This window comes from Bradyrhizobium hipponense (assembly GCF_008123965.1).
GTDB lineage: Bacteria > Pseudomonadota > Alphaproteobacteria > Rhizobiales > Xanthobacteraceae > Bradyrhizobium > Bradyrhizobium hipponense.
In genome coordinates, this window is sequence record NZ_VSTH01000145.1 from 1 (window position 1) to 22,123 (window position 22,123).

15 protein-coding genes and 1 pseudogene are annotated in these 22,123 nt (G+C 60.4%); 10 read left to right on the plus strand and 6 right to left on the minus strand.

Going from position 1 to position 22,123, the window contains the following annotated elements:
• Positions 1 to 234: 234 nt before the first annotated feature.
• Positions 235 to 1,263 (plus strand): annotated as a pseudogene (locus FXV83_RS34675) (IS1182 family transposase); the annotation flags it as partial.
• A gap of 305 nt (positions 1,264 to 1,568) precedes the next feature.
• On the opposite strand, the gene FXV83_RS34680 reads toward FXV83_RS34675, so the two are convergent.
• Positions 1,569 to 2,894, minus strand: a complete 1,326-nt coding sequence (locus FXV83_RS34680; protein ID WP_148744052.1) for a glycosyltransferase family 4 protein — start codon at positions 2,892 to 2,894, stop codon at positions 1,569 to 1,571.
• A 409-nt stretch (positions 2,895 to 3,303) separates the two neighbouring features.
• Here FXV83_RS34680 and FXV83_RS34685 point away from each other — a divergent pair, with 409 nt between their 5' ends.
• From FXV83_RS34685 to FXV83_RS34700, 4 genes are all read left to right on the plus strand, one after another.
• Complete coding sequence (locus FXV83_RS34685) at positions 3,304 to 3,519, plus strand: hypothetical protein (RefSeq protein ID WP_148744053.1); 216 nt, start codon at positions 3,304 to 3,306, stop codon at positions 3,517 to 3,519.
• 84 nt (positions 3,520 to 3,603) lie between these two features.
• Entirely contained in the window at positions 3,604 to 4,479 is an 876-nt protein-coding gene (locus FXV83_RS34690; protein WP_148744080.1) for a hypothetical protein, read from the plus strand.
• 64 nt (positions 4,480 to 4,543) lie between these two features.
• Complete coding sequence (locus tag FXV83_RS34695) at positions 4,544 to 6,988, plus strand: glycosyltransferase (protein WP_187436375.1); 2,445 nt, start codon at positions 4,544 to 4,546, stop codon at positions 6,986 to 6,988.
• Positions 6,985 to 9,333, plus strand: coding sequence for a glycosyltransferase family 2 protein (locus FXV83_RS34700; RefSeq protein ID WP_148744054.1), 2,349 nt, complete (start codon positions 6,985 to 6,987; stop codon positions 9,331 to 9,333). Before FXV83_RS34695 ends, FXV83_RS34700 begins: the two co-directional genes overlap by 4 nt.
• A gap of 61 nt (positions 9,334 to 9,394) precedes the next feature.
• On the opposite strand, the gene rfbD is transcribed toward FXV83_RS34700, so the two are convergent.
• Together rfbD and rfbC are read right to left on the minus strand one after the other, a co-directional pair.
• A complete protein-coding gene (rfbD, locus tag FXV83_RS34705) occupies positions 9,395 to 10,345 on the minus strand; it encodes a dTDP-4-dehydrorhamnose reductase (protein ID WP_148744055.1) in 951 nt (316 codons plus the stop codon).
• A complete protein-coding gene (gene rfbC / locus FXV83_RS34710; RefSeq protein WP_148744056.1) occupies positions 10,345 to 10,899 on the minus strand; it encodes a dTDP-4-dehydrorhamnose 3,5-epimerase in 555 nt (184 codons plus the stop codon). The genes rfbD and rfbC overlap by 1 nt, the downstream gene beginning before the upstream one ends.
• 109 nt (positions 10,900 to 11,008) lie before the next feature.
• Between rfbC and rfbA the strand changes: the two genes are divergently transcribed.
• The 5 genes from rfbA (at position 11,009) to FXV83_RS34735 (ending at position 16,185) form a co-directional block, all read left to right on the plus strand.
• Positions 11,009 to 11,887, plus strand: a complete 879-nt coding sequence (rfbA, locus tag FXV83_RS34715) for a glucose-1-phosphate thymidylyltransferase RfbA (RefSeq protein WP_148744057.1) — start codon at positions 11,009 to 11,011, stop codon at positions 11,885 to 11,887.
• Between the two features lie 20 nt (positions 11,888 to 11,907).
• Positions 11,908 to 12,975, plus strand: coding sequence for a dTDP-glucose 4,6-dehydratase (gene rfbB, locus FXV83_RS34720; protein WP_148744058.1), 1,068 nt, complete (start codon positions 11,908 to 11,910; stop codon positions 12,973 to 12,975).
• Between the two features lie 54 nt (positions 12,976 to 13,029).
• The gene (locus FXV83_RS34725) at positions 13,030 to 13,893 is read left to right on the plus strand and encodes a class I SAM-dependent methyltransferase (RefSeq protein ID WP_148744059.1); all 864 of its coding nucleotides are present in this window, start codon (positions 13,030 to 13,032) and stop codon (positions 13,891 to 13,893) included.
• Between the two features lie 6 nt (positions 13,894 to 13,899).
• Positions 13,900 to 14,850: an alginate O-acetyltransferase AlgX-related protein gene (locus FXV83_RS34730; RefSeq protein ID WP_148744060.1), complete on the plus strand. Its 951-nt coding sequence runs from the start codon at positions 13,900 to 13,902 to the stop codon at positions 14,848 to 14,850.
• A 411-nt stretch (positions 14,851 to 15,261) separates the two neighbouring features.
• A complete protein-coding gene (locus tag FXV83_RS34735) occupies positions 15,262 to 16,185 on the plus strand; it encodes a glycoside hydrolase family 71/99 protein (RefSeq protein WP_187436376.1) in 924 nt (307 codons plus the stop codon).
• Positions 16,186 to 16,508: 323 nt separating this feature from the next.
• On the opposite strand, the gene FXV83_RS34740 is transcribed toward FXV83_RS34735, so the two are convergent.
• From FXV83_RS34740 to FXV83_RS34750, 3 genes are all read right to left on the minus strand, one after another.
• Positions 16,509 to 17,609: a polysaccharide pyruvyl transferase family protein gene (locus tag FXV83_RS34740; protein WP_148744062.1), complete on the minus strand. Its 1,101-nt coding sequence runs from the start codon at positions 17,607 to 17,609 to the stop codon at positions 16,509 to 16,511.
• 125 nt (positions 17,610 to 17,734) lie between these two features.
• Positions 17,735 to 18,220 (minus strand): hypothetical protein, encoded by a 486-nt coding sequence (locus FXV83_RS34745; protein WP_235940388.1) that lies wholly within the window; start codon positions 18,218 to 18,220, stop codon positions 17,735 to 17,737.
• 2 nt (positions 18,221 to 18,222) lie between these two features.
• The gene (locus FXV83_RS34750; RefSeq protein ID WP_235940396.1) at positions 18,223 to 22,038 is read right to left on the minus strand and encodes a glycoside hydrolase family 99-like domain-containing protein; all 3,816 of its coding nucleotides are present in this window, start codon (positions 22,036 to 22,038) and stop codon (positions 18,223 to 18,225) included.
• Positions 22,039 to 22,123 lie beyond the last annotated feature (85 nt).

A 22,123-nucleotide genomic window follows, 5' to 3' on the forward strand; every position in this document is an offset into this window, starting at 1 on the left:
ATAGGATCTGAGGTGCGAGCCAAGCGGCGCAACGCGCCGTTTGGAGAGCCTCGAAGGATGAATGGCCGAGATGCAGCGGGCCGTCGCCCTTCGAGGCTGGCTCCGCGCCGCGATTGCGCCGCGCCCCGCGCATCTCAGAGGGTGTGATTTTTTTTGACGGTGGGGCAAGCAAATCTAGCCGATGGCCGATGCGATGTGATTCTCTTGCGATGATGGGATTCGCGGGAGACCACGATGGCTAGCGATGAATTGTTTGGGGCACTGCCGGCGCAATCGAAGCCGCAAGCCGAAGGAGCGCCGCTCGGGGCGCCTCGGCTGCGTGAACCCGAACGCGACCAGATCGCATTGCGGGCGGTGGATATCGAGAGCCTGATCGGGGAAGCCCATCCGGCGCGCCTGTTCTGGTCCTATGTCGAAGAGCTTGATCTGAGCGAACTGGAGAACCGGATCAAGGCCAGGGGCGATCGTCCCGGTCACCCCGCGACATCGCCCCGATTGTTGGTGGCGCTGTGGCTGCTTGCCACGAGCGAAGGCATTGGCAGCGCGCGGGCGTTGGCGCGGTTATGCGACAGCCACGATGCCTATCGTTGGCTGTGCGGCGGGGTGTCGGTGAACTATCACATGCTGGCGAACTTCCGGGTTGACTGTGCCGATCTGCTCGACCGGCTGCTCAGCGAGCATCTGGCGGCGCTGGCGCAGGCTGGACTGGTCAATCTGGCGACGCTGGCGCAGGACGGGGTGCGGGTCCGGGCCAGCGCGGGAGCCGCCTCGTTCCGGCGCCAGGCGACACTGGACAAGCATCTGGCCTTGGCTGAGGCGGTGGTGGAGGACCTCAAGCATGAGGTCGACGCGCGCTCGAATGCGAGCAATCAGCGTGCCCGGGCGGCCAGGGAGCGAGCCGCGCGGAGCGCAGCGAGCACGTGAGAGCGGCGCAGGCGGCGCTGGCCGAGATCAAGCAGCAAGAAACGCGAAGAGAAGCGCGACAACGGCAAAAAACCGAAGGAGCCACGCGCGTCCACGACGGACGCCGATGCGCGGGTCATGAAGATGGCCGACGGCGGCTTCCGGCCAGCCTACAACGTGCAGGTGACCAGCCCGGTCCGCCAACAGATCGTCGCCGACATCAATATCTACAATACCGGTTTCGACCGCGGCCTGATGCGTCCCGTGCTGGAGCGGCAGCGCGCGCGACCTGGCGGTCTGCCCAAAGACCATCTCGTGGACGGCGGCTTTGGCAGCGCCCAAGATATCGAATGGGCGCATTATTTTCGCCGGGCCCCTTTTCTTCCCGGTCGATGGCCGTCCATTCCCCTGCGATCTGAGGTCGCTTGTTCCTCCTCGGAGGCGAGCGAGCAGGCGCTCCCGCCTTGCCTCTGCAGCGGCCCGCTCCTTCTCTGGGTGCCTCAGCTGCTCTTTTTTTGGGGACGCGACACAGCTCTCTTATTTTGGCGATGCAAGTAATGTCGTGGTAACCAGAATTGCAACCATAGAGAGCAATCTGTTCGAGGGTCTAACCTGTTTCAAGTCGATGGAACGAGCAGGCTCAAGACTGTATGCCGGCAACTGCATCACACTTGGCGACCCGCCGGCATGTTGCGCGACGCGCGCTTGGCGCTCTTAATGCGCCACTCAGACGCCGGGCGCGCTGGCCAAAAAACGCGCGGTGATGACGCGGCATTTCCCCTCAGATCGAGAAGGCGGCGCATTTGCGGAACGCAGACCTGCTCCGCGTCATAATGATCGATAATGTAGCGGCGGGCGCTTTCGCGGACCGCGGAAAATTTTGATGGCTGCTCCAGCGCTTCAATGATCCGTCCGGCAAGCTCGTCCGCCGCGAAAAATGGGACCAGCAGGCCGTTCTCGCCGGAGCTGATGATTTCGCGCACCGGCGCCGTGTCGGAACCGATGACGAGGCACCCGGCACTCATCGCTTCTAACATCGACCAGGACAGCACAAAGGGATACGTAAAATAGACATGCGCCGATGATACCTGAAGCGCTGCAATAAAGGCTTGATATGAGACGCCCCCCATGAAATGAACGCGGGACAAGTCTAGGCGATGGCGAACCTCGTTAAGGAAGATCGATTTCCAGGTCTCGCCCGCCGGAGGCGGAAGTCCATAGGATATGCCATCCCTGCCGATGATGACAATCTGAGCGTTCGGCCGGCGTCTTAAGATCTCCGGCAGTGCGCGCATGAAGATATGGTAGCCTCTCAGCGGCTCGAGATTGCGCGCGACAAACGTCACGACCTCGTCGGACGGCCGGAGGTGCTTTCCGTTCGGCAGCGTAAGGCGCGCCTGCGGGTTCGGTCGCATACGCGCTGTGTCAACGCCCTCATGAATCACTTCGATCTTGCCGCGATAATGTGCGGGAAACGTCGATTGCTGCCACTTCGTTGGCGAGATGCCTATTTCGCAGTCCTCAAGCGCGAGCAGGGTCGTCGCATTCTTCAACTGAAGCCCGATGTGACCATCAAGTCCGGGCATTGGAAACTCCGGATCAAATCCGATGTCACGCCCCTCGGCCCCGTAAAAGAATTCGCAATAGACGAGCAATCGTGCCTTGGGAAACATCGTGCGCAACGGCAGCGTCTCGCCCCATCCGGGATGGGCGAGAATCAGATCCGGCGTGAACCCCGACGTGGCCAGACTCGAAAGGCTGTACAGCACCTGCTCGGCGCGCCGGCACTCGACATCGAAACGTCGCGCAAACGGATGCGTTGCTGAAACGTCCGCACCAGGAAGAGCGTATTTGATCAATCTCACGGACGGCATTGATCTTGCAGTCGATGCACCGACGGCCACGACTTCGAAGCCTGGCTCCTTGGCCAAAGCAGCCGCAATATTGCGATATTGTGCCGGGAAATTGTTGTGAACGAATAGAATCTTCATCGCCGCCGCTCTGGGACTGGTCCCTCATGCCAAGCATCGTTCGGGAATGAGTGCAAGCATGGAGTTATTTATAGCAAGAATTGGCGGCAGCGAAGCACCCGACTTCCAACACAAAACTTAACTTCAAGTTTTATCTGTTCTCGTCTTGCTCGCTTCGTGAGCAAAGGCGCCGTCTGATTGACCAGACAATCAATCCGTCATGACACGAGTGTGTCACTCGTCCACAAGTTTCCGATCGCTAAACAGCTTAAGTACTTCTTCGCGTCGAAGCTTTCCTGACATTTTCCTGCCCCAAATTAAAGCGATTAAGTCCAAACGTATGCCACCTTTGGTTTTGCGCTCGCCACGCGAGTTTTGATGATTGCTTTAGTCTTAGAGACCCAAGTCCAAGCGCGCGGTGAGCCTTCCGATGAAGATTAAACAATATCTCCTCGACTCTGAGTTGCAAAACTGGCGTGCTGACATCGGCGTCGATGACATCGCGGATGTCATTGCGCTGCTGAGAGACGAGAATGACAGGCTTCGTCAGATGGCGGAGCTGCTCAGCGCTGAAACCGACTACATGCGCCGGTCTCTGTTGCCGCCGCAGTGGCGTCCCGCCGTTCGCTTGAGGAGCATTCCCTAAAGTGTCTCGTTCACGGAGCGGTCCGCACGCGTGATCGTCAGGCAGCAAAAACAATCCTGGTTTATCGGATCTGATTCGGGGGCAATGATGGGCGATGTTGAGCAGCAGAAAGTCGTAAGTCTCGATCGGGGACTCTTCTTCGTGAGCTACAAGAGTGCCGACGATCTCGCCTCGCCGCCGCACGTCACGGTTGTACCGACGCAGGGTCATGAGGGCCGCATGGAGCTCATCTTGCATCCCGACGCGACGGAGCCGACGCTTTGGGAGCCCAATTCCGGCCTGATGGTCAGGGTCAACACACCCGGCACGTTGCAGATTCAGGTTCAGCCGATGCGACCCGGGGGGTCGCGCGCGGCCACGGTTCGTATCGAACCAATTCAGTCCGGCCGAGCGCCGCTCGCCGCGCAACGTGAGCGCGCCGCCATGTACGCGAATGTTGCAATGGACGGTCTCAAGGTCCTCGGCCACGTCGCAGGTCGCGGCGATGTTGTCGTCGCACCCAACGCATGGATTGCAGGTCCAATGGCCCCATCGCGCATCGAAGGGATTGCCCTTGAGTGGCCGGGGAAGCCGGCGGGTCTCGATATCCGCTATGCGGTCCAATTCGCCAACGGCCAGGCGGGGAGTGGCAAAATGGTGCCGCTCGGGACTTATGCCGGCACGCGTGGACGAGCCTTGCCGATTACCGGCGTCGTGCTGGAAATCAGTGGCGCCGAGGGATTCGAGTTCGTGGCGGAAGCGACGTTCTTGAACGCGCCGACCTTGCGCGCCGTCGGCAAACGCGTCGTGCTGTCAGGGCCGACCAGCCGCGAGCCTCTGGTTGGCATTCGCGTAGGCGTCAACGCGAGAGCAGCCCCGGACAATATCGTCCTTCCCGTAAAGCCGGCCCGAAAGCCGGTCGGCTCCGGCCGGGTCCGCGTCTTCCGCAGCCGGGCACGCCAAGAGAGTTCCGTCGGCTAGGGGCGATCCGAGAATGGAGCCGCGAAGCGCGGGTGAGCGATCGACAAGGTCGGACCACCGTCGCATGGTTCTCGACGTCTCCTCGCTTGTCGGACCTCGCGCGCATATCGCGCTCGAGCGCCTCGCAGCCAAGGCGCTGACAGCCCAGGACTTCGTCGCGGCGCTGAAATACGCGGATCGACGCATCCGGGTTGCCCCTCCGCCGGCCGCGCATTGCTTTGTTCTCCGGGCCGAAGCCGCCTGGAGGCTTGGACTTGAAGAAGCTGCGCTGGCCGACCTTGGGCAGGCGCTTCTTGTCGATCCTTCCGATATCGGCGCCAACCGCCGGATGCTTGCATGGGGAACAGACGATCGGCGACGGGCCGCAGCCGCTCAACTGATACCCCGCGAAGGCAATCCAACCATCCTCCGAGCTGCCATCGCGGAGCTGCGGCGTGCCGGGGGGCAGCATTGGGCGGCCTGCTCGGTGTTCGACAATCACGTGACGGGCTGGGCCGCCTGGACCAGGTCCTTCCCCATCGAAGTGAGCCTTGCAACTGAAGATGGCACGCTGACGAGTGTTCTCGAGCACAATCCCTTTCACCCTCTGGCGAGCGCAGACGTGCGGGCCACGACCTTTTTGGTTCGGCGGCCACCGTCCATAACACCTCAGATCGTGATGCTTAGATGCGGCGAAGAGATCACCCAAGTCCGACGCGTGGCACCCAACCTCGCCTCGACGGTGAGCCTTCGTTCCGCCCGCCACCCTTCCACCAAGCTCGGATCGAAGGTCGATCGGCCGACCGTCATCGTCCCCGTCTATAGGGATACACGGGCAACGATCGAATGCTTCGAGAGTCTCGAAAAGGCAAGGCGCCCGTGGGGGTCCCGCAAGGACGCCTTTCAGGTTCTCGCCGTCGATGACGCCAGTCCCGAAATGGAGCTGCGGAGTTACCTGAGCGAACTCGCCGCGGCGGGCAAGATCCGTCTTCTCGTGAACACGGTCAATCTCGGCTTTGTCGGCGCGATCAATCAGGCGCTGAGGGAGATCCCGACGGGTGACGTCGTGCTGCTCAACTCCGACACCCTCGTCCCACCCGGCTTCGTCGATCGATTGGCTGATGTGGCGCATTCGGCGCCGAACATCGGCACCATCACGCCGCTCTCCAACAACGGCGATATCTTCTCCTTTCCAACGCCGAACGACGTCAATCCGATGCCCGGCTATGACGAGATCGTCGCGATCGACCGTATAGCAGGCGCCGCCAACGCGGGAAGCGCGATCGACATCGCAAGCGGCATCGGATTCTGCCTCTACGTTACTCGCGTCTGCCTCGACAGCGTGGGCGAGCTCTCAGACAATTTCGAGCGCGGTTATCTCGAGGACGTCGATCTCTGCCTCCGCGCGCGCGCCAACGGCTTCCGCAATGTTTGCGCGCCCTCGGTCTATGTCGGACATCACGGCTCAAAGTCCTTTCAGCAGGAGAAACGAGGCCTCGTGCTTCATAATCTCGGCATTTTGGACCAGCGATTCCCGAACTACCGCGAAGAATGCCGCGCCTTTGAAATCGCCGATCCGCTGCGGCCGGCGCGCGCGGCGCTCGAGCGGGCGCTGCCATGGCCGGCGGAGCCATCGGTGCTGGTGCTCGCGAGCGCGCGGACCTGCCCTGCGGTAACCGACGCGCGGATACGCCATCTTCGCCTGCGTGGCGAACGCGCAATCCTGCTCCTGCGGGAGCACGACGTCCTTCATCTCAGGGCTGCCGATGGAGGTTTGCCGCAGGCCACGCGTTTGAGCCTCGGTACGGAGGTAGGTCGCACCGAGGCCGGCGACCTCCTGACCCGGTTATGCCCAAAGCGTATCGAAATCCTCGACCCGAATCCGTCGCCACTGCTCATCGACTTGATCGGGGGCCTCGATCTTCCGGTCGATCGCTGGCTGATATCGGAGAGCATTGGCGAGCTTGCGATCCTGCCCTCCGGCACGACTCCGCTTCTCGTCCCCAGCAAAGCTGCCAAGGCTTACGCGCAAAACAGGTGGCCCAATCGCAAGATCGTGCTGCACGATTGGCCCATAGGCTCCCTGACGCTGCCTCCAATTTCCGCCTCTCACAAATCCCTCATCATCGTTTCCTCGACGCCATCGCCTGCATCCCTGCGCGCGATACGAACATTGGCAGATCGTCTGTGGCGACACGAACCATCGCTATCGATCGTCATCGCCGGGACCACATGCGGCGATGATCGCCTGATGTCGCAGCCCAATATCTTCGTCACGGGCGCGATTGCGGCGGATGAGCTGGGCGACGTCCTGACACCGTATAATCCGGGCTGGATCCTCACCGATTTCGAGCAGCCCATCTTCGGACATCCTCTCGTCGAGACCGTCAAACAGGCGGCGAGACCCGTTGCTTATTGCGACTGGTCCGGCGGCGCGCTGAAACCCCGCAAAGGCGACCTTGCGATTCCTGCCATTGTGAACGCGGCAGGGCTTGCCGATCTCGTGGTCGATTGGATCGCGCGGGCATGAGCATGTCGCGTCTCTCCTGCCCCCAGTCCGAAGCGTCGATCAGACCAAAGCTCGTCAGCCGGCTCGAGCTTGCGCACGACGGGACGTTGTCCGGCTTCGTCTACGACGCCCACGCGACGGAGCGCCGCTATACCGTTGAGATCTTGCTCGACGGCCTGGTGTTCAGCACGGCCTATGCCGACGCCTTCGTTCCCGAGCTCTCTGAACAAGGGCTTCAGGCGAGTTGCGGCTTTGCGGTCACGATCGACCCCGATCTGCTTCGCGCCGCGCGCATACTCGAGGCACGCCTCGCCAATCTTGGCACTCTCCTTGGCCACCCCATCGATCTGGAGAGTGGCCGCGCAAGTCTCGTTGATCTGCGCAAAACATGCGAGTTGCGCTGGCTTGGCGGGTTGCACTTCCAGGGCTGGATCGATGGCGAATCCGCTCTCTTCCTGGAGGCAATCGTTGACGGAGAGGCCGTCGCACAGGTTCACGCCACGGCTTGGACGCATGTCGGCGAAGCTGCCGCACACCGGAACGTGCGCGCCTTTGATCTTCACGTTCCGCAACGCTTTGCCGACGGACGCGTTCATCGCGTTTCGCTGCGCAGGGAAGACGGCGAGCCAATTCCGGCGACGGCCGTCTTTGTCGCCTTTCCCGACGGCCTCGCCGGAATGATCGACGCGCTCGGCGGCTACGGTGCCGAGCGTCTGCGCGGCAAGCTCTATGACCAACTGATCCCGGCCTCGCTTCCCCTCGCCGACTACGTGAATTGGCGCGATCGCTTTCCGCTGCTGGCGCCGCTGGCAAGCGGCCTTGCGCTCGCTGTCGTCATCGCCGGCGCCGCCGGCGCAGAGCAAACGCTCGCCGCGCTGGAGACCCAGACCCACGAAGGCTGGACTGCCGGCGTGATCGACGGCGAGCCGCTCTCCGTCGATACCGACGCTCTCCTGGAATTTCTGAACGATGCCGCATCCGATACACATCATGTCGTCATCGCGATAGCAGGCGTGGTGCTCGAGCCGAATGCCTTGGCCCGCATCGCGGCCGCATTCGACGCCTATCCCGATGCGATCGCCCTGTACGGCGATCTCGATTTTCTTGCTGAGGACGGCCGGCTCTGGCCGCTGGCCTTTCCCGCGTTCGACTACGAGCGAATGCTCGAGCAAGGTTATTGTGCACATCTGTTCGCCGTGCGACGCGAGGCCCTGCTCGCCGGCCTCGAGGCCCGCCCAGACAATCTCTATCGTCTTTTCAACTGCTTGCTCGATCGTGTTGGTCCGCGTCAGGCGAACATCCTTCATTTGCCGGGAGCGCTGGCGACGCTGCCTAGACTCGATCGCACCAACGCCAGCCATCAGCTTGCCGCGGCGAGCCAGATGCACCTCAACGCACGCGCCGTCGGCGCGGACGTGACCCCACAACAGGGTAACCTCTTCCCTGCGGTCCGAATTGGTCGAGCCATTTCGCGCCAGCGTGTGACCGTGGTCATTCCGACCCGCGATCGCCTCCCCCTCCTACGGACCTGTCTCGACAGCATCGCGCCCGCAGTGGAGCGCTGCCGCGCAGATATCCTCGTCGTCGACAACGACAGTGTCGATCCGGACACCATCGCCTACCTTGCAGATCTGCCGAGACAGGCCGTGCGAACCTTGCGGGTTGAAGGCCCCTTCAACTTCGCCAGGCTGAACAATCAAGCCGCAGCGGTCCTCAATAGCGATGTGCTCTGTCTCCTCAACAACGACATCGAAGCGAGCACCGACGACTGGCTCGAGGAGATGCTGACGCGGCTCGCCGAGCCTGATGTCGGCGCGGTCGGCGCACTCCTGACCTGGCCTGGCGGCGTCGTGCAGCATGGCGGTGTCGTCTTGGGAATGAACTTTGCGGCGACCCACGCCTTCGCGGACAGATTCGCCGATGATCCCGGCTTTCTCGATCAACTGCTTGTGGCCCACGAATGCAGCGCGGTGACTGCGGCCTGCCTCGCGACGAGACGCAGCGACTATCTTGCCGTCGGCGGCATGGACGAAGCGCGCTTTGCGGTCGCCTTCAACGACGTCGACTATTGCTTACGGCTGCGTCAGGCGGGCAAGCGCATCGTCTTGACGCCGCATGCGAAGCTGGTTCACGCCGAATCTGCCAGCCGCGGCGCGGATGATCGCGCCGACCGTCGCGGCCGGTTCGAGCGCGAACTCAATCTGCTTCGGGCGCGCTGGGGTGAATGGCTCAACGAGGACCCGACATACAATCCGCAGCTTTCCCGCGATGGCATTCCCTACGGCGGCCTCGCCTGGCCGCCGGGGCCACGCGCCCCTCGCTACAATCATCTCGGACCGGCGCGCGACGTGCCGTTGGGATTTTGAGGCGACGCCTCATCGCCCCCTTAAGCCGCCGCGCGCCTCTTTCGCTCGATCAGCCGGTGAATCACGAATAGGATCGCCGCTGGACCTGACGCGCCGCCTCGGCGCGCGACGCGTCTTCTTGCAAGGCAACGAAATCGTCGAGCTCGACCGACAGCGCCTCCTGCCAGGCCGGCGTGACCACTGCGAATTGTCTGTTCAGGCGCGACAGGTCGAGTCGGGAATTGCCGGGCCGCATCGCCTTGGTCGGGAAATCGGCCGTAGCGATCGGAACGATCTTCTCCACCTCCAACGCAAGGCCGCGCGACTTCAGGCCGGCGACGATCGCGCTCGCAAAGCCATGCCAACTGGTCTCACCCGTGCAGACGAGGTTGACGACGCCGCCTTTGCGCGCAAAGAGCTCATTCAGGTTCGATAGATTTGGCAGCACGATATCGGCGATAGCGTTGGCGATCGTCCTCGCCGTCGTCGGCGCGCCGATCTGGTCGGCAACGATGCGCAGCTCTTTGCGCTGGACCGCAAGCCGCGCGATGGTGCGCAGGAAGTTCGCGCCTTTGGCGGCGTAGACCCATGAGGTGCGCGCGATCAGATGCGGACCGCCGGCCGCGCGAATGGCGGTGTCGCCGGCAAGCTTGCTCGCGCCGTAGACCGAAAGCGGATCCGTCGGACTATCCTCGCGCCACGGCGCCTTCCCGGAGCCGTCGAAGACATAGTCGGTGGAAAAATGCACTAGCGGCACCCGATGTTTCGCCGCCCACTGGGCAATCGCCTCGGGCCCTCCGGCGTTGATGCGGAACGCGAGTTCGCGCTCGTCTTCAGCGCGATCCACCGCAGTATAGGCCGCGGGATTGATAATGAGATCGGGCTTGAAGGCGTCGAGCGCTCCGGCAAGCCGTTCAGGCTTCGACAGATCAAACTCGGTGCTGTCAGGCGCAACGATCGTACCGAGCCCTGCCAGCACTGGTTGCAATGCGCCTCCGACCTGGCCGTCGGTTCCCGTCAACAATATCCGCATCAGATCTGCCCGTAGACTGGAAGGTTTCTTGAGTCGGCAAGCAGCGGCGCCTCTGCATCCTTGGCCGACAGCGACGGTTTTTCGATGCCCCAGTCGATGCCTATCGTCGGATCATCCCAGCGGATCGAGACCTCGTTCTTGGGGCTATAGAAATCGTCGCATTTGTAGAAAAAGTCCGCAGTCTCCGACAGCACCAGGAAACCATGCGCGAAGCCGCGCGGGACCCATAATTGCTGCCGGTTCTCCTCGCTCAATTCGACGGCGACGTGACGTCCAAAATTCGGACTCCCGACGCGGATGTCGACGGCGACGTCGAGAACCTTGCCCCGCAGCACGGCGACCAACTTACCCTGGCTGAGGGGATTTTGCAGATGCAGACCCCGCAGCACGCCGTAGCGCGACCGGGACATGTTGTCCTGCACGAAGGGCCGCGTGATGCCGTACTCGACATAGCGGGGGAACTGATAGCTCTCGACGAAGAACCCGCGGTCGTCGCCGAAGAACTTAGGCTCGATGATGAGGACTTCAGGAAGCTCGGTCCGGATCACATTCATTTTGGAGCACTGCGAATTTGCCGACTGACACCGATCTCTCGGCGTCGTCACTAACTTGTACTCTTCACATTATATGTTATGATTGTGATAAGTAAACTGTGAGGGGGCAATGAAAGGCATCATTCTCGCAGGCGGCACCGGTTCCCGCCTCTATCCCGTGACGACCGTCGTCTCAAAGCAACTTCTGCCGGTCTTCGACAAGCCCATGATCTACTATCCCCTATCGACGCTAATGCTCGGCGGAATCAGGGAAATTTTGGTTATCTCTACCCCTCAGGACAAGGCGCTTTTTGAGCGTCTGCTCGGCGATGGCAGCGAAATCGGCCTGCGTTTCTCCTACGCCACGCAAGAAACCCCGCGGGGACTTGCTGACGCGTTCATCGTCGGACGGGACTTTATCGGCGACGATCCGGTCGCCCTAGTGTTAGGCGATAACATTTTCTACGGGCACAGCCTGCCTGGAATGTTAACAAAGGCGTCCCTGCGCAATAAGGGCGCCACCATCTTCGGTTACGTCGTCAACGCGCCCGAGCAATATGGCGTGGTCGAGCTCGATCAGGCCGGCCGCGCGCTTTCGATCGAGGAGAAGCCGAAACAGCCGAAGTCCAACGTCGCGGTCACAGGGTTGTATTTCTACGACAACGACGTCGTCGACATCGCCGCGCGGATCAAGCCGTCGGCACGCGGCGAGATCGAGATAACGGACGTCAACAAGGCCTATATGGACCGGGGCGATCTCTATGTCGACGTGCTCGGTCGTGGCTTTGCCTGGCTCGACACCGGGACGCACTCATCGCTGGTCGAAGCCAGCCATTTCGTCCAGATCCTCGAGCAACGCCAGGGCCTGCGCATCGCCTGCCCCGAGGAAATCGCGTTGCGACAGGGCTACATCACGATTGAAGCATTCGACCGGGTGGCCGCAAAGACCGCAAAAAGCAGCTACGGCGAATATCTGCAGTCCGTCGCACGCGCGCACAAAGCGGCCTGATTCGCCGCACGGAGTTGATCATGCGTTTGAAGGGGTTGACCATCTTCGTGACGGGCGGGGCCGGCTTCATCGGCTCCGCGGTCGTGCGACATCTCCTACGCAACAGCCACGCGCGCGTCGTCAACATCGACAAGCTCACCTACGCCGCGAACCTCGATTCCATTCCCGGCGCGGCCGAAAACCTCAACTACGCCCTCGAGACGCAATGCATCTGCGACGACCCGGGACTGCGCCGGCTGTTTGAGCACTATCAGCCCGACGCGGTGCTGAATCTTGCAGCAGAGAGCCACGTCGACCGTTCGATCGACGGCCCCGGCGAATTCATCCAGACCAACATCGTCGGCACCTTCACGCTGCTCCAGGAGGCCCTGCGCTACTGGAGGACGCTATCTCCGGACAAGCGGGCGCGGTTCCGCTTCCAGCATATCTCCACGGATGAAGTGTTCGGTTCACTTGGCGAAGAAGGCTTCTTCACGGAGACCGCGCCCTATTCGCCCAATTCGCCCTACTCTGCGAGTAAAGCCTCATCCGACCATCTGGTGCGCGCCTGGCATGAGACCTACGAGCTGCCGACGCTCGTGACCAACTGCTCGAACAATTACGGCCCCTATCACTTCCCGGAAAAACTGATCCCGCACATGATCATCAAGGGTCTGGCCGGCGAACAGCTTCCCGTCTACGGCGACGGGCAGAATGTCCGCGACTGGCTCTATGTCGAGGATCACGCCAGGGCCCTCACGCTGGTGCTTGAGCACGGCATCGTCGGCGAGACCTACAACATCGGCGGCCGGAACGAGCGCACCAATCTCCATGTGGTCGAAAGCATCTGCGATCTCCTCGACGAGGTCAGTCCAAGCGAAGGCGGCTCGCGCCGCAATCTCATCACCTTCGTTGCCGACCGCCCCGGTCACGATCGTCGCTACGCGATCGATGCCTCGAAGCTGGAACGCGACCTGGGCTGGCGCGCCGAGGAGACTTTCGAGACCGGCATCCGCAAGACCGTGCACTGGTACGTCCAGCAACAACCGTGGTGGCGGGCCATCCTGGAGCGCGGATATCACACCAAGCGGGTCGGGCTCAGCCAATAGGCGTGAGCGAGGCCATTTTCTGCGTCAACCGGCGTTCGCTCAATTGAGGAAGAGATGCACAACACCGAGATCAACAAGATATACGACACCTATGCACCTCTTGCCGACCAGGAATGGCGATCCGATCTGGTCAGAAGTGTCAGAGAGCCCTCGATACGGGGCATCACCTTTCCCTCATTTCCGTCAGCGGACCTGCAGCGCCATCTGCAAGGAAACTCCAACGAGATGGCGATCAGAGGTGCGCTGAGCTTTCGCGAGCACTGCGTCGGCGTCTTGAACGCCAACGGCGCTCCCCTCTCCAAGGACAGCATCCTGATCGACTTTGGAACCGGCTGGGGCCGCATCGCGCGCGTTTTTATGAAGGATGTGCCTGCGGCGAATATCTATGCGGTTGAACCGTTCGACTTTATCGTCGAAGCACGCAAGGTAAACAGCTATATCAGCTTCGTCAAAACCGACCCGTTGCCGCCGCTCCCGTTCCGAGACGGATTCGCGACCCACTTGGTTACATGGTCGACCTTTTCGCACTTTAACCAGCACTATTTCGATCGGTGGATTTCCGAAATTGCCCGCATTCTCAGACCAGGCGGCGTTTGCTTTATAACAACTCTCGGCGTTCGGTTCTTGGAGGACCTGAAGGAAGCACACCGAAAGAAGATCAATGGTCAAGAGATACACTTCTGGATTGATCTCGTTCTGAAGCGGCTCCCCTATAACGCCATCGACACCGCAATAGCGGAAGTGAGGGCCGGAAAGTTCTTTTGGCTGGCGTCCGACTCAGTGGCGCGCAGCGAGTTCGCAGAATGCTTCGTTACGGACAAGTATCTTTCCGATAAGTTCTCGGATCTGTTCGCTGTCATCGACTATGCCGATCGCGGACAGTTGGCTCAAGATTGCATAGCACTGAAACGAAAGTAGGCCGTTGTGCCGCAGCTCTCAGAAGATGTTTTCGGGGGAGACGACGGCCATCTCTTCCTGGTTGGTGGCAGCAACGACGTCGCGCATCTGTTCTCCGAATCCGACCACAATCTGCAATTGATCTGCTCTGCGTGGACGACTCTGCTGGCCTGCAGGAAGAGAACTGCCATGGATAAAGGAATCAAATACCTTCACTGCTTCGTTCCGGACAAGCTCTCTGTACTCAGGGCGAAGGCGCTCGCCATCACCTCTCAAATGAGATTTCCGGCCGAAATCCTGGAAGAGAGCGATGATGCCGCGCTGCGCGGGATCTTGGTGCCGTTAACCAGGTATCTCAGGAAGCAGGCGGGCAACTACGAAGTATTCCATCGAACCGATACTCACTGGACGGTGGAAGGCTGCTTTAGCGCCTATCAGATGCTGTGCTTTTATATGGGAATACCACAAAAGACAGATCTGATCGTACGGAATACATCAGCTCGCGAGGGTAGCTGGGATCTCGGCTCAAAGTTGATACCCAAGCGGCTCGAAACGATCCGATTCGGACGTTTTGGCATCGGCGCGTCCCGGGTCGAGGCCAACGAGATCGTGACCGCGCGCGAAACCGGCCGAGTGCCGAACGATCTGTTGTTGCACGTCGGATCGATCGTCGAATATCGCAATGAAGGGCACCCTCTGGCCAAAGTGCGGCTACTCGTGTTCGGCGATTCCTTTTTTGAGTATCGACCTCATATGCTCACCGGAATGTTTGCCGAGACTGTCGATGCCGTGATGTTTGTCTGGTCGGCCGCGATCGACTGGAAACTGGTCGACGAATTCAAGCCGGATATACTACTGACAGAGGTTGCGGAACGATTTGTTCGCGTCGTACCAAATGATGACGTCGATATCAGGCGCCATGCGACCAACAAACTTCAGTCTGTGTTGTGTTCGCACGCCGAACGGCGCGCTTCGTAATCTGACGCGAGAACGCGCACGAACGCCTCCATGCGTGGAACAAACTTCCGCGCTGCGAGTTCCTACCTCTCCTGTCCTGCGAGGCATGTGCAGCTGCTGCGCTAAGATCAGAACCGCGCAGACGTCTCCAAGACAAATGAATGGCCCCCGCCGATCTGGTCGTAACCACGAATGTCAGCCATTTCGTACCTATCAACGCGTCGGACCCTTCTGCGAGGGCTTCTCACTACCCTGCTGCTTCCAAGACGGAGTTACGCAAGAACTCGATGCGCCACCTTCGGAGCCATAAGGTGGGACGCGCAATACTGCGACACGAAGGGGCAACCCTGTTACGAAGAAGAAAAAGCTCTGAGTCCCCAACGCTGGCAGTTTCGTGCGCCGCTCCATAGCCGTCTGACTGATTCCAACACGTTGCAATTCAACGCCACGCGAGACTCGTTCGACCACGAGATACGGGTCGCTCACGAAGCCGGTCTCGGCTACTGGGCATATCTGGCGTACGGTAGCGATGGCAAAATGGACCCCGCGCACTCGATGATGCAGGGGCTGAAGTACCATCGTCAAAGCGGCATTGCCGATCAGATGAACTATTGCCTGATAGCGACCTTGGATACGCTAGGTCGCGCTAACAGCTTCGATGAAGCGATACAGCGCATTCGCGGTCTGTTTTCGGACCGCAACTACCAGAGAACGCAGGACGGCAGGCCGCTCCTGTTCCTCTATTATCTCGATGCCCTATTGCCTTCATACTGGAACGGTTCGCTCGCCGAACTCGGGAAATCGCTGTCTCACTTGCGAAACCGGGCGACTTCCTCAGACGACCGCAATCCGTACATTGTACTCTTACACGCGCCGCCTGCTACAGCTGAAACGGTCCGAAAGCAGATAGGAGCCGATGCCATTTCGACATATGGAATTAATTTCGGGCCCAACCGATCTGGCACTTATCCCGAGCTCCAACGGCACGCAGAACACTATTGGGAGGATGAGCTGGCTCACACTTCGGGCGGTGTGGTGCCAACCGTCATGGTGGGTTGGGATTCGCGGCCGCGAAAGGAGAACCCTCCCGCCTACGACAAACGGGATTACACGCGCATCGACAAGGGCGCGCATGTCGCGATCGCAACCCCCACCGAGTTCGCTTTCTCCTGCCGACAGGCGGTGCGCTTCATGTCGAAGCACCTGGATCGATGCCCCTACCAGATCGCGCTGATCTATTCCTGGAATGAATACAGCGAAGGTGGAGCGCTGGCCCCGACTTTGGGTGATCCGTCCGCCTCGATGTTGAGAACTGCGAGCGAGGTTCTAAAGACTTGTCGCGCGGGAGAGAACTGAACATCGTATCCGGCGCCGGGCCCGCGACCCGCACTCAGCCGACAAGTTGCGGTCACTCGTCATCTGATACACACGCGCCTTCATCGAACGGTCGACCTGGAACGAAGCGTCAACAGCAATGCGGACGCACGGCATCATCCATAGCGAAACACCATTCTGGTGTCCCACCCTCAAACTCTCGCTCAGCCGCAAGCAAGAAATGGGCTTTACATGAACGATTTGTAGCTCGATTGCGGGACTGACTGAGTGATCAGTTCATCGGTCAATCTGGACATTCTTACTTTCTCGATCGTCGTCGTCCCAGGATCTGAGGCATGAGATGGTCAGCTTTTCGCGATGAGCTTGTTGGCTGCGAGAAATCGCATATATGCGGGATAGAGCCCTTGATAGCGTCGCGCGAGACTGCCGAGCCCAACACGGCCATAGAGTTGCGCGACATCAATCTCATCGAGATCAACGATGGAGACGAACGGCATGCCTAGGAACCGGCACATATCCTCAGTTCTCGTATCGTGACAGATGACGAGAGCGGGAACGCCACGCTGTAGAGCGATCATGCAGCCGTGAAATCGATTGCCGAAGACGAAATCGTAGGTCTGAACGGTATCAAGCCAGTTATCCACGTCAAAAAAGACGCGCACATGATTGGTCGCCCACCTTCGTATGTCCGCCTCGGGAGCAACGCCTGCCAAGAACGTCGAAAGTTCATTTAGCGATTCCTCAGCATTCCGTGCTTGCTTGTCTCCCAACCTGATTTCGGCCTGTTCGCTTTGGGCAACGAAATCCGCTTTCCAGGTTATTCCCGTGCTGTAGATCTCGCGCACGAGCCGAAGCATCCTTTCCTGGTCGAAGGAATGAACGATGACGTCTCGAGACGCGTTGATCGAAAGACGCTTGATCTCTTCAAACGGCCGCCGGGGGATGTTCATGCCGTGAGGCCCTCCCATGTAGTAGGAAGGGCAGCCGGTCACAGTCACGTTGTGTACACCACGAAGCGCGAGAACCTCTTGCGTGTAGGGGCCCCGAACGCCGATGCTGACAGCACGTTCGGCAATCACCTTCACGAATCGCTCGGTGCCGGGCATCAAGCTTATGTTCGGATCGTAGTTGCTTGATTGAGCTCCGAGACCCACTATCGCCACCGGCAGGTCGGCGCGCTCGATATATTGCGCCATGCCGCCCAAATCGAATTTGGGAAACAGGAAGTTGGCCGCCGCCACGACGATCATGTCGAAGCGCTCATGCACCGCCCGGGGATCGATTCTGTGATCCCACGAGAGGTCGTCGTATACGATACGATCAAGCAGCCCGCGCGCAATCAACTGGTTCCCGGTATTGCCTCCGGTCTTCGCCAGTCTTGAAATCGGATCTTCGTCAACTTCCGCGGGAAAGCTCGGCGTTGCTCCAAGCAGAAAAATGTTCACTTTGCTCCTCCGGCGGCGATATCGATCCTAAACCAATATGTAGCGCGCTTATTCCGGCCCATATTGCTCTTGACCACCATCATCCAGATAACTTTGCGACCACAACGAGGATCGTCACCACATCTTCATCCCGCCTTCCCCCTGATCGCTGATTTCCATTGCGCAGCCTCGGCTTCGTAGTCAGCCGCTGGCGACCGCCCTTCTCCGCCACCAATCGATAAGAAATGTGCTTCCGCTGACTTCACCCGGCCATCTCTTACGGCTGCCCCGACATCGGGATATTTGCCGAGATACCATTCGGCATCTACGGCCGGCCCTCCTCCGCGGCGGCCCTCAAAGTAGCCGAAGCCTATGTAGTGCATGTGTGCACTTTCAAGCTCCCCACGAGAAACGGCTCTTGCGACGTCGGGATTCGCCCGCAAATAGCTGTCCTCGTCGAAATCGGCAGCGGCTATGGCGATCTGTAGCAACAGCTTCAGCAAGCCTGCCGGCACCTTGACGTAGCCGGAGCCATCCAAGGTGGATTTATCGAGGTTTAAAGCACTCATCAACGATTCAGCAGAAGGCACAAACATCAAGTCACCCAAAACGCCCTTAGTTGCACTTATCACGATCACCTCTCGGCCGCAGCGCGCGCCGCAGCTCTTGCTGTGCGCTTCGGCTTCTCGGCGCCGGCGGCTGCTGTTCCCAGCAACTGCGCCGACACCTCGTCGAGATAGGCCCCCTGCGCTCCCAGTTCGCGCTCTCCAAAGCCGAATCGCTCCCGGGCGAGAGCATGAACAGTATCGATCTCTTCGATGTGCTGTTGCGCCTTCAACGAATGGGTGACGCTCGCCGCATGGCGACGGTGAACGTTGAGCGGATCGGCGACATAGGCGATTTTCGCGCCAGGTGCCGCAAGCGCCTCGAGATAAAGCAGCCAATCGCCGGCCATTCGGAAGTCCTTCAGACGCTCGCGGCAGGCGTCCAGCGCGCGCAACAGCGTCTCCCGGCGCCACAAGACTGAGCTGACATTCAAGATCGTGTTCCGTACACCGAGGTAGCGGGTCACGAAATCGCGGCCATCGAACACCTCGGTGCGCGACAATGCACCTGGCTCGATGGTGGCGTAATAGGGCTTGTAGCTCGGATAGAGATGGGCGCCGTCGGCATCGATGGATTTCGAATCGGTGAAGCCGAACGCGATGTCGGGGGCGCCGTTCATCAGTGCGAGCAGGCTGGAGATGAAGGTCGGCTCCGAGAGATCGTCGGCCTCGGCGATCCAAAGGAACTCTCCCTTCGCCATCTCCGCAGCCTTGGCCCATTGCACGAACACCGAGCCGGAATTCTGCTCATTGATGACGAGGGTGAGATCACGCTGACGCTGGTCCGCAAGCTTCATGATCACGGAAATGCTGTCGTCAGACGAGCAGTCGTCCAGCACGATGATCTCCTCGACCGGATGGTTCTGGTCGAAGATGGTGTAAAGCCGGTCCGGCAGGCAGTGCGCATAGTTGTAATTGGGCACTGCGACTGAGACCGTTGGCAGGGACGGAACGGCAAGCCGCAGGAGATCGCGGACATAGTCCGCGAAGACGAACTTGGTCTGGATGATCTCAGTCATGCGGGCGCGATCGGCCTCCGATGGGGTCCAGCGCAGAAACTCCTCCACGGCCTGCGCCATCGCCGGCGCATCGCAATAGGGCACGACGCGGCCGACGTTCTCTTTGAGGAGAAAACCCGGGATGCCGCCAGAGTCCTGGAACGCGACGACGGGCACGCCGACGCTGAGGGCCTCCAGCGCCACGGTCGGAAACGGATCCTCGCGCGAGGTCAGCGCGTAGACGTCGGAGGCGGAATAAAGCGCCTGCATGTCCGAACGATAGCCGGCGAGATGAAAATGGCCCGTGACCTCGGCACGCTTGATCTCCGGCCCGAGCCATTCCTCGAGACCTGGATCGATGCCGCCAGCCCAGCAGAAATGGACGTTCGCGTTGCTCCGCCGAACCAGGTTCCAGACTTGCAGAAACAAGTCAAAACCCTTGCGCAGATCGGCATAGCCGACGCCGAGCACCATCTTGTCGGCCGGCGCAATGCCAAATTCCTTGCGAACGAGCGCGGCCTCCGTCGGTGCCGGCTCGATCTGCTTGTAGCTGCCCTGCGCGCGAATCAGAAAACGCTCATCGGTCGCGTCAAACCCGAGCGCTTCGACAAGCTTGTCGCGCACAAAATCCGAGGCGAACACGACGCGATGCGCACTCCCGATCGCCGCCCGCGCAACCTCTTCCAGGTGCTTCTCGTGCAGGATCCGGGGCAATTCGTGCACCAGGGAAACCGTCCGAAAGCCCATTTCAACGAGGAATTTCGCGGCGCGCCCGCTCGCAGCCGTGTTGGCAATGGCCGCCGTAAAGCCCTTCTCGCGGAGGTGTCGCAGGGTCGTCGGAATCTCGGAAGCCTGCTTGAGCACGGTGAGCGGGGCGACCGAGGCATATTCGGCTTCCATCGCTCCGCCCTGGAGCAGAAGATATTCGATCTCGATGTTGAAGGCGCTGCGCAGCGTCTTGCCGATGTTGAGCAAGAGATGCTGCGCGCCGCTGGGGAACGCATCATGTCCGACCAGCAGGACCTTGGGCAATGACAGGTCTCGGGTCAGGCCGGTGGCCGCACGCGCAGTGGCGTTCAGGTAAGCCGAGCCAAAATGCAGGTCTGGCTCCAGATACGCGCCCTCGCACCATTCGTTCCAGGCGTTGATGCAGACGAACGATTCGCCGAAGAAGGTGTGGGTCTGCGCCTGCTCGACCAGCGCGGATAACCACACTTCATATTTCTGCGGGGTCGAGCCTTGAATCACGAGGCCCGAGCCCTGCCGCCGCGCATCGTTATCCCAACTCGGCACCACAGTCTTGATCAGCGGAAAATTCGGGCGGGGTTCCTCGAGCGAATATTTGGCGACATCGTCATAGCTGTAGATTTGGCCCGCATAGGTGTCGTCCAGGATCTTGGCTTCGGAATTCACCAGCGGCACGTATTTGGTCAGCTTGTGCGGCGGAAACTCGATCGCGCCGTCCATGCCGTTCGCTGCCGGATCGTAATCATCAAAGCTCTGGCTCATGATGATGATCGGATCTTCGCTGAATTTCTTGGCGAAGATCGCGCGCCAGCGCGCTATCACGCTCGCGGTATTCGGAATGAGGCGCGGCCGATAGATCATCAGGAGCGGCCGGCCCTGGATGCGAATGTAGCGCTTGTCCTTGAAGTGTCGGTTGAAGTCGGACAACAGGCGCTCGTCATCATCGGACAGGTAGTCCTGCGAAATCAGGACTTCGCCCTCCATGCCGTCCCAACGCCGGGTCCAATTCTCGTTCGCCCACATCAGGCAGAACGGCATGTTGATATCGCGCGCCTTCAGGAACTGCTCCAGCGGCTTTTCCAAGAGGCGCTTGCCGTTGAACCAGTAGTAGTAATACACGAAACCGTGCACGCCCGCGGCCTTGGCGAGCTTTGCCTGCTTGCGCAGGGTCTCGATGTCGGCGAGCGAATAGAAGCCCAGGTCGCGCGGAATCCGCGGCTGGTAGTGATCCTTGAACCGCGGAATGCCGCGCGCGATGTTCGTCCATTCGGTGAAGCCGGTGCCCCACCATTTGTCGTTCTCGGGAAAGGCGTGAAACTGGGTCAGATAATAGGCCAGCACCTTGGCGCGTGGCTTGACGCCGGCCGGCAACGGACGCAGCTCCTCGAACAGCGCGCTCGGCCGCGTGAACCGCTTGATCTCGGCCGGGATCGTGGCTTCGTTCTCCGGGGGAGATGGATAGATGCCATCCTCATGGCGATGCTCGAGATAATGCAGAAGCGGATTCTGGTCCGTCTTACCCCTGAAGTAGCGTTGGATGTAGAACTTGGTGTCGAACTCCGCCGACGGGTTTCGCCCTTCCTTATAGCCGTGAAAGATGAAGTGCTCGAACGGATCGACGCCGGCTGCGGCGACGTCCTGGTAGATCTGAAGATAGTACTGTGCGTCGAATTCCGGGATCGGGCTGAACGGGCCCAGGCGGTTCTTCAGATAGTGCGCAAGTGGGCTCTCGCCTTCCGGAATGCCGTACTTCTCCCGATACCAGGCGGGCTGAAAATAGGGGCTTGGCCGCCGCCCGTCGCGCTCACCGACTAATGCATAGTGCAGGAACGGATGCGCATCCGCGTTCTGCACATCAGGATAGGTCGTGACGTACCAGATCGGGTCGAAGATCGGATTTGGCTTGCGACCTTCCCGGTAGCCGTAGAGGAAGAAATGCTCGAACGGATCGGCGCCGACCGCGATCACGTCCGGGTAACTCGCGGCATAGAAGTCCTCGTCGAACAGACCGAGGCCCTTGATGGTGCGCGCCGCATCCGCAAGCTCGGCAGCCGGTGCTGGCTGCTCGGCTTCGCGCGGCGGCTCCGCATGCCTGCTCACCGCCTCCTCGGCGACAAGTTCTTTGGCAGGGCCGTTCGGCTTCGTGGTGCTCGGCTCTGCTTTGGATTGCAGGCTTGCAGCAGCG